This is a genomic window from Variovorax sp. YR634 (assembly GCF_900106655.1).
Taxonomy (GTDB): Bacteria; Pseudomonadota; Gammaproteobacteria; order Burkholderiales; family Burkholderiaceae_C; genus Variovorax.
In genome coordinates this window covers 206,064-218,895 of the sequence record NZ_FNOL01000002.1, presented here as the reverse complement: position 1 = coordinate 218,895, position 12,832 = coordinate 206,064, and the positions used below count along the sequence as shown (strand labels likewise).

Genomic DNA, 12,832 nt, shown 5'->3' with positions numbered 1-12,832 from the left:
TGGTGAGTGTGGTCAGTGATTGCAGATGATATCCGCTCCGACCCGAGGGGCATCCCCTCGCTAACGCGCCCCCGGGCGCCAGCGCAACGAGGGTAGTGCGAAGGCCATACCCAGCAGCGCGCCGGCCACCACGTCCAGCACCACGTGCTGCTTGACCGCCAGCGTCGAATAGGCGATGGCGGCGAACCAGGCCCAGTTCAGCACGCGCCACAGGGCCGGCGTGCGCGCCTCGCGCAGCACGTGTTCGACGCGGATGGCGGTGAAGATGGCCACGGCCACGTGCATCGAGGGGCAGGCGTTGCCCGCCGCGTCCACGCCCTGCAGCATCGCGAAACCGGGGTAGCCGGTGCCGTCGATGGCCATAGGGGGTATCTGGGTCGGCCAGAAGTAGAAGAGGCTCAGGCCGGTGATGCACAGCCCGCCGATCCACAGCCCGTAGACCACCAGTTCTCGGAACGTGAGCTGCAGCCCCGGCGCGATGCCCACGTACACCCAGAGCGAGAGGTACGCGCCCAGCGTGTAGGGCTGGAACGGAATCAGGTGGTCCAGCGGCGTCAGCGGCATCACCGCCACCGGAAAGGCCGGGTTGCGCAGCAGGTGGAAGTAGCCGATGAAGAACAGCCACGTGAAGACGGTGGTGCCGACCGCCTTCAGCAGGAAATGGCGGCGCACGCGCAACCAGATCTCGGCGGTCCACGTGGGGGGCCGGGCGTCGGGCGCCATGTGCAGGGGGATCGGTGAGTGCATGGTGTTGTCGGTCGCCGATCTTGCCAGAGCACCATGAAGCATCCCCCGCGATGCCCCGCTGCATCAGGGGGTGGTGGGCCGCTTGCGGTGCTGGAACGAAGTGGGTGAGCGGCCCGTGGCGGCCTTGAACATCGCACAGAACGCGCTGTCGGTGGCATAGCCGCTGGCGGCCGCCACCTGGCTCACGGCCATGCCGCGCGCCAGCAGCGGCAGCGCATGTGCCATCACGGCTTGCTGGCGCCACTGCTGCCAGCTCATGCCGAGCTGGTCGCGGAACAGGCGCGCCACCGTGCGCTCGCTGGCGCCGATGGTGGCGGCGCGCTCGGCCAGCGTGGCGCGGTCGGCCGGGTTTCGCAGCAGCGCCTCGCACAGCTGGCGCAGGCGCTTGTCGGTGGGCAGCGGCACATCGATGCGGATCTGCGTGGCGCGCTCCACCTCGTCGACCAGCAGCGGCGCGATCATGCGTTCGCGCTGCGGTGCGTGCGGATCGGTCGGCGGCAGGCCATCGGGCGTGGTGTCGAGAGCCAGCATCAGCGCGCGCAGCAGCGGGCTGATTTCCAGCACTTCGCACTTTTCCCAGGTGGGCGCGATCCAGGCGTGCAGGTAGACGGTACGCAGTTCGGCGTCTTCGATCAGCGTGATGCTGTGCGGCATGTTGGCCGGCACCCAGAGCGCGCGCGAGGGCGGCACGATGTAGCTGCCGTCCTGCGTGCTCAGGCGGATCACGCCGCGTGTGGAAAAAGTGAGCTGCGGCCACGGGTGCTCGTGCAGTTCGACCAGCGTGTCCGCGCTCAGGAAATGCTCCTTGGCGCGCAGCGGACGCACCGCGTCGGGGGCGTAGAGGTGCGGCGTGAGAGAGGCAACGCTGGTGATCGGGGCGGGGAGCGCGCCGCGCGGCCTGGCGGGCGCGGCGCTCCTGGAGGTGGGTGAGGCGGCGCTTGGCATAGTTTCGACAAATGTTGTCGCTGTATCGCCATTCTGCCGCGTCCCCGGCGCATAGCATCGATGCCTGCCCCGTTTTTTTGTAGCAATCCATGTCTTCCACTTCGTCCGCGAGCGCTGGTTCTCCTCCTCACAACAACACCTTGCGCACCGACGCCAAGCTGATCGGGCTGGTCGGCCTGGCCCATGCGGTCAGCCATTTCAGCCAGCTCATCCTGGCGCCGCTGTTCCCGTGGCTGAAGGACGCGTTCAACGTGAGCTATGTGGAGCTGGGCGCGGTGCTCACGGTGTTCTTCGTGGTCTCGTGCATCGTGCAGGCGGCCTCGGGCTTCATCGTCGACAAGCTGGGGCCGCGGCCGGTGCTGTTCGTCGGGCTCGGGGCGCTGGGGCTGGCGGCTTTCGGCTACGCCGCGGCGCAGAGCTACTGGATGCTGCTGTTGTGCGCGGTGGTCGGCGGCATCGGCAACGGCGTGTTCCATCCGGTGGACTACACGCTGTTCAACCGCAAGGTCGCGCCGACGCGGCTGGGCCATGCCTACAGCGTGCACGGCATCACCGGCAGCCTGGGCTGGGCGCTGGCGCCGGCCTTCGTGGTGCCGATCGCCATCGCCTTCTCGTGGCGCGTGGCACTGGCTTCGGCCGGCGTGGTGGCTCTCGTGGTGCTGCTGGTGCTGTGGGCGTATCGCAGCGTGCTGTCGCTCGACGCGGCGGCCGTGCACAAGGCCACGGGGCAGGGCGAGCCCGCGCCGGTTGGCGGCGAGTTCGACTTCCTGCGCATTCCGGCCGTGTGGATGTGCTTCGGTTTCTTCTTCTTCTATGCCGCGGTGATCAGCGTGGTGCAGACCTTCGCGCCGGTGGCCGCGGGACACCTGCATGCGGTGCCGGTGGCGCTGGTGGCGGTGTGCCTCACGGTCTACATGGTGGCGAGCGCCGCGGGGATGGTGGTGGGTGGCTTCCTGGCCTCCGATCCGACGCGCTGCGAGCGCATCGTGGGCGCGGGCTTCGGCATTGCGGCCGCGCTGGCGCTGGTGCTGGCGTTCGCGAGCTTTCCGCCGGTGGTGGTGCCGGTGCTGTTCGGGGCCATGGGTTTCGTCTCGGGTGTCGCCGGGCCGTCGCGCGACCTGCTGGTGAAGAAGTCGACGCCGCCCAATGCGACCGGGCGCGTCTACGGCGTGGTGTATGCCGGGCTCGACATCGGACAGGCCCTGGCGCCGCTGGTGTTCGGGCGGCTGATGGACCATGGGCAGTACACGAGCGTGATCGTGGGGCTGGCGCTGGTGCAGGGTGTCCTGATCGCCAGCGCGTTCAACGTGCGCCGTGTGCGGCGCACGGCGCTGGTGCCTGCCTCGGCCTGAGTCCCTTCTTTTTGATCGAAGTGCGGTCGATATCATCGGCCGCATGCAAGCCTTGTATGTCTATGTGATCGCCGGTGCTGTACTGGCGGGTTTCGTGCAGGGCCTGTCGGGCTTTGCGTTCGGGCTGGTAGCCATGTCAGTCTGGGCGTGGACACTGGAGCCGCAACTCGCGGCGGTGCTTGCTCTCTTTGGCGCGTTGACGGGGCAGGTGATCGCGGCGGTCACGGTGCGGCGGTCTTTCGACAAGAGTGTTCTCTGGCCCTTTGTGCTCGGTGGGCTGGTCGGGGTGCCGTTCGGTGTCTGGCTGCTGCCGCACCTCGATCTTGTCGTCTTCAAGCTGTGTCTTGGCGTGCTGCTGGTGCTGTGGTGCCCGGCGATGCTGATGTCGCAGCATCTGCCGAAGGTTTCGTTCGGTGGGCGTTGGGCTGATGGCGTGGTGGGTGCCATGGGTGGCGCGATGGCGGGCATCGGCGGGTTCTCGGGGACTCTTCCTACGCTCTGGTGCACCTTGCGCGGTTTTCAGCGTGATACGCAGCGGGCTGTGATCCAGAACTTCAATCTTTCGATGTTGATGGTGGCGTTTGCCATTCATGTTTTCAGCGGGAGCATCGGGCGAGCTGTGGTGCCTCTGCTGGGGCTCGTTGCGCTGGCTGTTGCTGTGCCTGTGTTGCTGGGGGCTCGGCTTTATATCGGGATCAGTGAGGTGGCGTTTCGGAAGCTGGTGTTGGGGTTGTTGACTGCTTCTGGGGTGGCTTTGTTGGCTTCTGCAGTGCCTGCTTTGTTGCGGCGCTGAAGTTCTTTTTGAGTGGTGATGAGGGGTTGTTTCCCGGGGCCGGGACTCGCCCCGGCGGGCGACCTACTTTTCTTTGCTTCGCCAAAGAAAAGTAGGCAAAAGAAAGGCGACCCCACTGTCTGCGACCCCTTCGCTGTGCGAAGGGGCAACCTGCGGTGCTCGCGTTTCGCGGGGTCTCGCCCAAACTCGCTTCGCTCAGACAAGGGCGAGCCCTGATCCGCGAAACGCTGCGCTCCTCGGCGCAGCCAGAGGGGAGGGGAGACGGAACGGGCCTTTGCTTCGCTCGGCTTGGTAGCGGCTGTTCAGAGGCCGAGCGCAGCTATGGCCTGTTGGGCTCCCCCAATCCCTTCTGGCTGCGTCGAGCACCGCAGGTTGCCCGTAGCGAAGCGAAGGGACGCAGACAGCAGGGTCGCCTTTTCTTTGCTTACTTTCTTTTGGCGACGCAAAAGAAAGTGAGTCGGCCGCCGGGCCGAGACCCGGCCCCGGAACGCACTAAACCAGCAAGGCTTCACCGAGGCAGCGCCAAGGCAAACGGCAAACTAACAACCCCCAGCAAGGTAGACAACGTCACCAACCCCGCCACATAAGGCCCGTTGTACCCCATCCGAGCAGCCAGCACATAAGCACTGGAAGCCGTAGGCACAGCAGAAAAAGCCATCAACACGGCAGCATGCGTCGCATCCAGCCGCAACCAAAGCGCCAACCCCCATGCGACCAGCGGCAAGAACAGATGCCGTATCGCCAGTACCGAAACAGCCAGCACCTTCCCCGCCCCCAGCGTGGAGAACTTCATCCCAGCCCCCGCAGCGAGCAACCCCAACGCCAGCGACGCAGCCCCGATACGCGTCAACGTAGGCGTCGCCCAGGCAGGCACAGCCAAGCCCAGCACATTCGCCAGCAGCCCTGCCACCGTCGCGACGATCAGCGGGTTGCGCACCAGTTGCCGCACGAACCCGGTCTGCGCATGCCGCGTCATCGGCCACACGGCCGCGATGTTGAAGATGGGCACGCACACGCCGATCAGCACCGCGATCAGCAGCAGGCCCTCGGCCCCGGCCAGCCGCTCCGCCAACGCCAAGCAGATGAAAGAGTTGAAGCGGAACGCGACCTGCGCACTGGCCGCGTGGTCGCGCCGGTCGATGTGCGTGCGCAGGCCCGGAATGAAGGGCAGGGCATAGGCCATCGCGATGCCGCAGGCACCGACGCCGACGCCCGCCGTGAGCAGGCTCGATGTCGCACCGAAGTCGAGCGGGCTGCGCACGATCGAATGGAACAGCAGTACGGGAAAAAGAAAGTAGTAAACGAGGCTCTCGACCTGATCCCACACGCGGCGGTCGAGCGCGGTGTAGCGGCACAGGAGCCAGCCGATGGCGATGAGGGAGAAGTCGGGGAAAAGCAGCTGAGCGTAATTCACCGCTTCGAGGATAAACCCGCTTGACCATGGGTAATCCACAGCACGGAGAGCGCTCCTGAACCGCTAGCATCCGGGCTTCGTTTTTCGACATCATTCATTCAAATACCAAGGAGTTTTCGATGCAACGTCGTCAATGGAGCGCGCTGGTGGGAGGCGCCGCACTGGTCGCCATCGCGGGTCAGAGCTTTGCGCAGGGGTACCCCAACAAGCCCGTCGAGTTGAGCGTGCCCTTTGCACCGGGCGGCACGACTGACATCGTGGCGCGCGTGATCTCCGATCCGCTGGGCAAGGTGCTGGGCCAGCCCGTGGTGGTGATCAACCGCGCCGGCGGCGGCGGCATCGTGGGCGCGGCCGAAACGGCACGCGCCACGCCCGACGGCTACAAGCTCGGCATTGCCACCGTGTCGAGCACGGCGGCCAACCCGGCCATCAACCCGAAGACGCCGTACGACCCGATCAACGACTTCACGCCGATCATCAACATCGCGGCCACGCCGAACATCATTGCGGTCAACCCGAGCTTCCCGGCCAAGAACTACGCCGAGTTCGTGGCCGAGCTGAAGAAGAACCCCGGCAAGTATTCGTACGCCTCGTCGGGCACGGGCGGCATCGGCCACCTGCTGATGGAGCTCTACAAGAGCCTGACCAACACCTTCGTCACGCACATCCCCTACCGCGGCGCGGGCCCGGCGCTGAACGACGTGGTGGCCGGCCAGGTGCCGATCATGTTCGACAACATTCCCTCGGCCATGCCCTTCATCACCAGTGGCCGGCTGATCCCCATCGTGGTGTCGGCGCCGCAGCGCCTGGCCGCGCTGCCCAACGTGCCGACCTTCAAGGAAGTGGGCCTGGAGCCGGTGAACCGCATGGCCTACTACGGCATCCTCGGCCCCAAGGGCCTGCCGAAGGAAGTAGTCGAAAAGATCAGCGCGGGCGTGAAGAAGGCCGTGGAAGAACCGGCAGTGCGCAAGCGCATCGAGGACACGGGCTCGCTGATCGTGGCCAACTCGCCCGAGCAGTTCGCTGCGCAGATCAAGGCCGAGTACGAGGTCTACAAGCAGGTCGTGAAGAAGCAGAACCTGAAGCTCGACTGATAACTCTTCTTCGCACGAAAGAAAGCCGCCCGCATGCCGGGCGGCTTTTTCTTTTGTTATCTTGCAAGGCATGACCGAGGCAGCCACGCAGACACCCGACATCGACGACTTCATCGACGCTCTCTGGCTCGAAGACGGGCTGTCGAAGAACACGCTGGCCGCCTACCGCCGCGACCTCGCGCTGTTTGCGCAGTGGCTGCACGCGCAGCGCAGCGGCGCCGGGCTCGATGCCGCGAAGGAGTCCGACCTGCAGGCCTACATGGGCGCGCGCCTGTCCACCAAGGGCAAGGCCACTTCGGCCAACCGCCGCCTCACCGTGTTCAAGCGCTACTACCGCTGGGCGCTGCGCGAACGCCGTGTCGTGGCCGACCCGAGCATCCGGCTCGCGCCCGCGCGGCAGATGCCGCGCGCCATCAAGACGCTGTCGGAAAAGCAGGTCGACGACTTGCTGGCCGCGCCCGACGTCGAGTCGCCGCTCGGCCTGCGCGACCGCGCGATGCTGGAGCTGATGTATGCGAGCGGCCTGCGCGTGAGCGAGCTGGTGGCGCTCAAGGCCATCGACATGAGCCTGAACGACGGTGTGCTGCGCGTGCTGGGCAAGGGCAACAAGGAGCGGCTCGTGCCCTTCGGCGGCGAAGCGCGGCGCTGGATCGAGCGCTACCTGGAGGAGTCGCGACCCGCCATCCTCGATGGGCAGCAGACGCCCGACCTGTTCGTGACCGCACGCGGTGCGGGCATGACGCGCGTGATGTTCTGGATCATCGTGAAGAAGCACGCCACCGCGGCCGGCATCCACGTGCCGCTGTCGCCGCACACGCTGCGCCATGCCTTCGCCACGCACCTGCTGAACCACGGGGTCGACCTGCGCGCGGTGCAGCTGCTGCTGGGGCATGCCGACATCTCGACGACGACGATCTACACGCATGTGGCGCGCGAGCGCCTGAAGCAGCTGCATGCGCAGCACCATCCGCGTGGATGAAGGCGGACAATGAGAAGCGACGCAACCCTCGCAGACGAACGACAGACACCATGAATTTCCTTGCTTCCTCGAAGCCCTCGCACCGCATGGCGACCCGCCTTCTTGCCGCCGCCGCGCTGTGCGCCGCTTCCGGCGCGCACGCGCAGGCCGTGCCCAAGACGGTTCGGCTCATCGTCGCCTATCCGGCGGGCGGCGTCAGTGACGTGGTCGCGCGCGCACTGGGTGACCGGCTCGCCGCGCAGATGGGCATCACGGTGATCGTGGACAACCGCGCCGGCGCGAGCGGTGCCATCGGCATGGACGCTGTCGCCAAGGCCGCGCCCGACGGCGCAACGCTGGGCTTCTCGGCCATCAGCCCGCTGGTGCTGAGCCCGCACCTGGGCAAGCTGCCCTTCGACCCGCTGAAAGACGTGGCACCGGTGGCGAGCGTGATGTATTCGCCGGTGCTGCTGATTGCCACGCCGGCCAGCAAGGCGAAGGATTTCCGCGCGCTGATCGACGACGCCAAGGCGCATCCGGGTGCGGTGCGCTGGGCCACGTCGGGGCCGGCTTCGCTCGGGCACATCGTGCTGGAGCAGCTGCGTGCGGCGGTGGGCGTCGACATCACGCACGTGCCCTACAAGGGCGGCGGCCAGCAGCTCAACGATGCGATCGGCGGGCAGTTCGAGATCCTGTCGACCAACGCGAGCCCGACGCTGTCGTCGCACATCCAGTCGGGCAAGCTGCGTCCGCTGGCGGTGGGCGCGCCCGCGCGCCTCGAGAGCCTGCCCCAGGTGCCCACGCTGGGCGAGCTGGGCTACAAGGCGGCCAACATCAATTCACTGTTCGGCGTGTTCGCGCCCGCAGCCACGCCGAGCGCTCTGGTTGCGAAGTACAACGCCGAGATCAACAAGGCGCTGGCCAGCCCCGAGCTGCGCGCCAAGCTCACGGCCACCGACAACGTGCCGACCGGTGGCAACGCGGCCGCGTTTGCGAAAGAGATCGCCAGCGAGTTCGAAAGCAACGGCCGCATCGTGAAGGCCGCGGGCATCAAGGCCGACTGACGCCTGAATGACACCTCGGCTTGTGGTTTGATTTTCCCTACCTTATAGTAGGTAGATGACCAGCGCCACAGCCCTTGCCACCGGCAGCACCCGCGAGCAGATCCTCGCGGTGGCGCGCGGGTTCATCGAAACGCGCTCCTACCTGGGCTTCAGCTTCCAGGACGTGGCCGACGCGGTCGGCGTGCGCAAGGCCAGCCTGTACCACCACTTCCCGACCAAGGAGGCGCTGGGCGTCGCGGTGATCCGCGCGGCCACGCAGGGCTTCAAGGACTGGGACGCCGCCCGGGCGCGCGAGCCGAAGGACGCGCTCGAATCGTATTTCCGCATGTACCGCAACACGCTGAGGGCTGGCTCGGGTATGTGTCCCGCCGGGGCGCTGGCGCCCGGCTGGGGCGTCATCAACGACGAATTGCGCCAGGCCGTGCAGGAGTTGCGCAATACGCAGGTGACCTGGCTCACCGGTGTGCTCGGCGCGCTGATGCCGGCGCGGAAGAAGGGCACTTCAGTCGCTTCGCTGGCCGCCTATGTGTTTTCGGTCTGCCAAGGCGCGCTGCTGTCGGCGCGCATGACAGGGCGCGTGGACGACTTCGACGAAGCCGTCGCGCAACTCAGGAGTTCTCTGCCCGGCTGACCGCCAGGCCTGATGCAGGTACGTTTCGGCGTGCCTATTTTTTGACCTCGTAGCCTACCGATTGGATGGTAGACAAACCTGTTGGAGCACACCCATGAAAGCCGTCATTTCCGCCTACGCCCGTTCCCCCTTCCACTTCTCGAAGAAAGGCGCGCTTGCCGAAGTGCGGCCCGACACGCTCGCTGCGGGCGTAGTGCGTGGCCTGCTGCAGCGCACCGACCTCGACCCTGCGCTGCTCGAAGACGTCATCCTGGGTTGCGCGTACCCCGAAGCCTCGCAGGGCAACAACCTCGCGCGCATCGTCGGGCTGCTGGCCGGCCTGCCGCATGAGGTGGGCGGCATGACGGTGAACCGCTTCTGCGGCTCGTCGATGCAGGCCGTGCACATCGCCGCCGCGCAGATCGAGGCGGGCATGGGCGACGCCTTCCTGTGCGTCGGCGTGGAGTCGATGACGATGGTGCCGCAGGGCGGCTTCAACTTCTCGCCGAACCCCGAGCTGAAGGAGAACACCGACGCCTACATCTCGATGGGCGAGACGGCCGAGAACGTGGCGCAGCGCTGGAACGTGAGCCGCGCCGACCAGGAGGCCTTTGCGGTCGAGTCGCACCGCAAGGCGGCCGAGGCGCGCACGCAGGGGCGCCTGGCAGGCGAGATCGTGCCCGTGCGCCTGGCATCGGGCGACATCGTCGATGCCGACGGCTGCATCCGGCCCACGACTTCGGCCGAGGCACTGGCGAACCTCAAGCCCGCATTTCGCCCCGATGGTGTCGTGACGGCCGGCACCTCGTCGCCGCTGACCGACGGCGCGGCCGTGGTGCTCGTTACCAGCGATGCCTTCGCTGCCAAGCACGGCCTGCAGGCGCTGGCGCGCATCAGGTCGTTCGCGACCGTGGGCGTCGACCCGGCGATTATGGGCATCGGCCCGATTCCCGCGACCCGCAAGGCGCTGGCGCGCGCCGGCCTGAGCGCGGCCGACCTTGATGTGATCGAGATCAACGAGGCCTTCTCCTCGCAAGCGCTGGCTTGCATCCGCGACCTCGGGCTCGACCCGGCGAAGATCAACCTCGATGGCGGCGGGCTTTCGATCGGCCATCCGCTGGGCGCGACGGGTGCGCGTATCACCGGCAAGGCTGCATCGCTGTTGGCGCGCGAGAAGGGCCGCTATGCGCTGGCCACGCAATGCATCGGGGGCGGGCAGGGCATTGCGACGATTCTCGAGCGGGTCTGAACGCCTGAGAATGCGGGCAGGAAGCACAAGGAGACCCGATGACTGCAAGCACTGAGGCCGGCGCGAAGCGCAAGCTGTATCTCGAAGACCTGGCGGTCGGCGACCGCTTCACCAGCGGCGAGCACGCGCTGGATGTGGCGCAGATCAAGGCCTTCGCGCAGCAGTTCGATCCGCAGCCTTTCCACACCGACGAAGAGGCCGCCAAAGCCACCTTCTTTGGCGGCCTTGCCGCGAGCGGCTGGCACACGGCCGCGCTCACGATGAAGCTGCTGGTCGACAGCGGCATCCCCCTGGCCGATGGCATCATCGGTTCGGGCGGCGAACTCCAATGGCCCAGGCCGACGCGCCCCGGCGACGTGCTGCACGTGGTGAGCGAGGTGGTCGAGATCATGCCCTCGCGCTCCAAGCCCGGCCGCGCGATGGTGACGATGCACTGCCAGACGCTCAACCAGCGCGGCGAAGTGCTTCAATCCTTCACGCCGAAGCTGGTGGTGCACAGCAGGCCAGCATCGGCCTGAGTTCAGACCACGCGCAGGCCCAGTTCCTCGACCAGCGAGGCGGCCTGCCGGTGTGAGATGGTGGCGCCCTTGAACTGGGCCGCGTTCGCGAGCCGCAGCCCGCCGAGATCGACCTCGCGCAAGTCCGCGCCTTCGAAGCGCGCAAGCTTCAGGTGCGCGTTGCGCAGGCTGCCACCCTCGAACACGGCCTCGCGGAAATCGCAGCCCGACAGGTCGGCCTCGGAGAAGTCGAGTTGTTCGAGCTTCTGCTTGCGGAACGACATGCCGCGCAGGTGCGCATCCACCAGCAGCGAATCCTTGAAGCCGATGCCCAGCGCTGAGACTTCACCGAAGTGCGCGCCCGTGAGCTTCACGCCGGTGAAGAACGCCGAAGCCAGCTTGGCGCGCGTCCATTGCGTGTTGTTCAGGTCGCAGTCCTGGAAGCGCGCGTTCGTCAGGTCTGCCAGGCCGAAGTCGGCCTGGCGTGCCCTGCATCCGGCCCAGCGCGTCTCCGACAGCAGCGCGCGGTCGAACGAGGTTTCGGCGAAGTTGCAGAGCGTGAACTGCGCACCGCGCAAGTCGAGTCGCGACAGGTCGGCTTCATCGAAATTGCAGCGCTCGAAATGCAGCGGCTCGGCGCCCTTGCGGTCTTGCAGGCAGGCCAGCAGGTCGGGGCGTGACCAGGCCTGGTCGGAAATCACGTTGCTCATTCGGGGCGGGAGTCGGTCAGCGCACGCAATTCTTCGGGGCTGAAGCCCGCCCGGCTGCGTGCCTCGAGGTTGAAAGGCGGCTTGTGGCGCGGTGCGTCATAGCGCGCCACAAGCGCGGGGTAGGTCGCCTCCGCATCGAGGCCCGCGCCATCGCACAGCCAGCGGTACCAGTGGTTGCCGATGGCCACGTGGCCCACTTCGTCGCGCAGGATGATGTCGAGGATCTCCACCGCGCGCAGCGCATCGGGCGTGTTCACGCGCTTGAGCTTGCCCTGGATGAGCGGCGTGGCGTCGAGGCCGCGTGCCTCCAGCGTGCGCGGCACCAGCGCCATGCGGGCGAGCACGTCGTCCTTCGTTTTCTCGCACATGTTCCACAGGCCGTCGTGGCCGGGGAAGTCGCCATATCGCCATCCCATGTCCTGCAGGTGCGTGTGCAGCAGGGTGAAGTGCAGAGCTTCTTCGTCGGCCACGCGCAGCCAGTCGCGGTAGTAGGCCTCGGGCATGCCGTCGTAGCGCCACACGGCGTCGAGCGCGAGGTTGATCGCGTTGAACTCGATGTGGCAGATCGAATGGATCAGCGCGGCACGGCCTTCGGTGGTGAAGGGCGAGCGCTTTTGCACGGCGGTAGCGGCCACGCGCAGCGGTCGTTCCGGGCGGCCCGGCACGCCAACATCGTCGCCGGCGGTGCGGATCGGGTCGGTTGCTATGGAATCGGTAGCGCCGGACAAAGATATGGCGCGCGTTGCAGCCACCTTTTCGTCGGGGTCTGTCAGGCGTAGCGCGGCGAGCGCGCTCAATCGGGGGTGCATCCCTACAATTCTAGTTTTTGACCTTCCATGGACTGAAAGCAATGGCGCTCTACGAACTCGACGGCGTGGCCCCCCAGATGGGCGAAGGAGCATGGGTGGCCGACAGCGCTGAGGTCATGGGCAACGTCAAGCTGGCGGACAACGCCAACGTGTGGTTTGGCGCCGTGCTGCGCGGCGACACCGAGCTGCTGACCGTCGGGCGCAACAGCAACATCCAGGACCTGTCGGTGCTGCACGCCGACATCGGCTGCCCGCTGACCGTCGGCGACAACGTGACCATCGGCCACCAGGTGATGCTGCACGGCTGCACCATCGGCGACAACACGCTGATCGGCATCCAGGCCGTGGTCTTGAATAACGCGAGGATCGGCCGCAATTCGATCGTTGGCGCCGGCAGCGTCGTGACCGAGGGCAAGGAGTTTCCGGACAACTCGCTCATCATGGGCTCGCCGGCCAAGGTAGTGCGCACCCTCGACGACGCCGCGGCCGCCAAGCTGCGACAGGGCGCCGAGCACTATGTGTTGAACGCCCGTCGCTTCGCGAAGGGCCTGAAAAAGATCGCCTGACCGTCACGGTCGCAGGCACACAGA

The 12,832-nt window shown here is 66.8% G+C and carries 14 protein-coding genes; 9 read left to right on the top strand and 5 right to left on the bottom strand.

Annotation, left to right across the window (positions count from 1 at the left end; all coding sequences use genetic code 11):
* Positions 1 to 60: 60 nt before the first annotated feature.
* Together BLV60_RS05205 and BLV60_RS05200 are read right to left on the bottom strand one after the other, a co-directional pair.
* Entirely contained in the window at positions 61 to 747 is a 687-nt protein-coding gene (locus BLV60_RS05205; RefSeq protein WP_371127348.1) for a phosphatase PAP2 family protein, read from the bottom strand.
* A 63-nt stretch (positions 748 to 810) separates the two neighbouring features.
* Complete coding sequence (locus tag BLV60_RS05200) at positions 811 to 1,692, bottom strand: AraC family transcriptional regulator (RefSeq protein ID WP_093050991.1); 882 nt, start codon at positions 1,690 to 1,692, stop codon at positions 811 to 813.
* Positions 1,693 to 1,781: 89 nt separating this feature from the next.
* On the opposite strand from BLV60_RS05200, the gene BLV60_RS05195 reads away from it, so the two are divergent.
* On the top strand, positions 1,782 to 3,044 hold the full coding sequence (locus BLV60_RS05195; RefSeq protein ID WP_093050988.1) for an MFS transporter: 1,263 nt from the start codon (positions 1,782 to 1,784) through the stop codon (positions 3,042 to 3,044).
* A 43-nt stretch (positions 3,045 to 3,087) separates the two neighbouring features.
* Positions 3,088 to 3,837: a sulfite exporter TauE/SafE family protein gene (locus BLV60_RS05190; protein ID WP_093050985.1), complete on the top strand. Its 750-nt coding sequence runs from the start codon at positions 3,088 to 3,090 to the stop codon at positions 3,835 to 3,837.
* 508 nt (positions 3,838 to 4,345) lie between these two features.
* Here the strand turns inward: BLV60_RS05190 and BLV60_RS05180 are convergent.
* Positions 4,346 to 5,263 carry an AEC family transporter gene (locus BLV60_RS05180; RefSeq protein ID WP_176928722.1) on the bottom strand — a complete coding sequence of 306 codons (918 nt, stop codon included), beginning with the start codon at positions 5,261 to 5,263 and terminating at the stop codon, positions 4,346 to 4,348.
* A gap of 107 nt (positions 5,264 to 5,370) precedes the next feature.
* Here BLV60_RS05180 and BLV60_RS05175 point away from each other — a divergent pair, with 107 nt between their 5' ends.
* The 6 genes from BLV60_RS05175 to BLV60_RS05150 all read left to right on the top strand — a co-directional run bounded on the left by BLV60_RS05175 (position 5,371) and on the right by BLV60_RS05150 (position 10,744).
* The gene (locus BLV60_RS05175; protein WP_093050982.1) at positions 5,371 to 6,345 is read left to right on the top strand and encodes a tripartite tricarboxylate transporter substrate binding protein BugE; all 975 of its coding nucleotides are present in this window, start codon (positions 5,371 to 5,373) and stop codon (positions 6,343 to 6,345) included.
* A gap of 70 nt (positions 6,346 to 6,415) precedes the next feature.
* The gene (xerD, locus tag BLV60_RS05170) at positions 6,416 to 7,324 is read left to right on the top strand and encodes a site-specific tyrosine recombinase XerD (protein WP_093050979.1); all 909 of its coding nucleotides are present in this window, start codon (positions 6,416 to 6,418) and stop codon (positions 7,322 to 7,324) included.
* 50 nt (positions 7,325 to 7,374) lie between these two features.
* On the top strand, positions 7,375 to 8,367 hold the full coding sequence (locus BLV60_RS05165) for a Bug family tripartite tricarboxylate transporter substrate binding protein (protein ID WP_093050976.1): 993 nt from the start codon (positions 7,375 to 7,377) through the stop codon (positions 8,365 to 8,367).
* 55 nt (positions 8,368 to 8,422) lie between these two features.
* The gene (locus tag BLV60_RS05160; protein WP_093050973.1) at positions 8,423 to 8,998 is read left to right on the top strand and encodes a TetR/AcrR family transcriptional regulator; all 576 of its coding nucleotides are present in this window, start codon (positions 8,423 to 8,425) and stop codon (positions 8,996 to 8,998) included.
* Between the two features lie 94 nt (positions 8,999 to 9,092).
* Positions 9,093 to 10,226: a thiolase family protein gene (locus tag BLV60_RS05155; protein ID WP_093050970.1), complete on the top strand. Its 1,134-nt coding sequence runs from the start codon at positions 9,093 to 9,095 to the stop codon at positions 10,224 to 10,226.
* 38 nt (positions 10,227 to 10,264) lie between these two features.
* Entirely contained in the window at positions 10,265 to 10,744 is a 480-nt protein-coding gene (locus BLV60_RS05150) for a MaoC family dehydratase (RefSeq protein ID WP_093050967.1), read from the top strand.
* A 2-nt stretch (positions 10,745 to 10,746) separates the two neighbouring features.
* On the opposite strand, the gene BLV60_RS05145 is transcribed toward BLV60_RS05150, so the two are convergent.
* Both BLV60_RS05145 and BLV60_RS05140 read right to left on the bottom strand, forming a co-directional pair.
* A complete protein-coding gene (locus BLV60_RS05145) occupies positions 10,747 to 11,433 on the bottom strand; it encodes a pentapeptide repeat-containing protein (protein ID WP_093050964.1) in 687 nt (228 codons plus the stop codon).
* Positions 11,430 to 12,242 carry a ferritin-like domain-containing protein gene (locus tag BLV60_RS05140; protein WP_093050961.1) on the bottom strand — a complete coding sequence of 271 codons (813 nt, stop codon included), beginning with the start codon at positions 12,240 to 12,242 and terminating at the stop codon, positions 11,430 to 11,432. Before BLV60_RS05140 ends, BLV60_RS05145 begins: the two co-directional genes overlap by 4 nt.
* Before the next feature lie 41 nt (positions 12,243 to 12,283).
* On the opposite strand from BLV60_RS05140, the gene BLV60_RS05135 reads away from it, so the two are divergent.
* Entirely contained in the window at positions 12,284 to 12,808 is a 525-nt protein-coding gene (locus tag BLV60_RS05135) for a gamma carbonic anhydrase family protein (RefSeq protein ID WP_093050958.1), read from the top strand.
* Positions 12,809 to 12,832 lie beyond the last annotated feature (24 nt).

Excerpts from the sequence above, each read along its gene's own strand:
- BLV60_RS05135 (WP_093050958.1), top strand. The coding sequence starts at position 12,284 with ATGGCGCTCTACGAACTCGACGGCGTGGCCCCCCAGATGGGCGAAGGA.
- BLV60_RS05205 (WP_371127348.1), bottom strand. The coding sequence starts at position 747 with ATGCACTCACCGATCCCCCTGCACATGGCGCCCGACGCCCGGCCCCCC.
- BLV60_RS05160 (WP_093050973.1), top strand. The coding sequence starts at position 8,423 with ATGACCAGCGCCACAGCCCTTGCCACCGGCAGCACCCGCGAGCAGATC.
- BLV60_RS05140 (WP_093050961.1), bottom strand. The coding sequence starts at position 12,242 with ATGCACCCCCGATTGAGCGCGCTCGCCGCGCTACGCCTGACAGACCCC.
- BLV60_RS05200 (WP_093050991.1), bottom strand. The coding sequence starts at position 1,692 with ATGCCAAGCGCCGCCTCACCCACCTCCAGGAGCGCCGCGCCCGCCAGG.
- BLV60_RS05165 (WP_093050976.1), top strand. The coding sequence starts at position 7,375 with ATGAATTTCCTTGCTTCCTCGAAGCCCTCGCACCGCATGGCGACCCGC.
- BLV60_RS05145 (WP_093050964.1), bottom strand. The coding sequence starts at position 11,433 with ATGAGCAACGTGATTTCCGACCAGGCCTGGTCACGCCCCGACCTGCTG.
- BLV60_RS05190 (WP_093050985.1), top strand. The coding sequence starts at position 3,088 with ATGCAAGCCTTGTATGTCTATGTGATCGCCGGTGCTGTACTGGCGGGT.
- xerD (WP_093050979.1), top strand. The coding sequence starts at position 6,416 with ATGACCGAGGCAGCCACGCAGACACCCGACATCGACGACTTCATCGAC.
- BLV60_RS05155 (WP_093050970.1), top strand. The coding sequence starts at position 9,093 with ATGAAAGCCGTCATTTCCGCCTACGCCCGTTCCCCCTTCCACTTCTCG.
- BLV60_RS05175 (WP_093050982.1), top strand. The coding sequence starts at position 5,371 with ATGCAACGTCGTCAATGGAGCGCGCTGGTGGGAGGCGCCGCACTGGTC.
- BLV60_RS05195 (WP_093050988.1), top strand. The coding sequence starts at position 1,782 with ATGTCTTCCACTTCGTCCGCGAGCGCTGGTTCTCCTCCTCACAACAAC.
- BLV60_RS05150 (WP_093050967.1), top strand. The coding sequence starts at position 10,265 with ATGACTGCAAGCACTGAGGCCGGCGCGAAGCGCAAGCTGTATCTCGAA.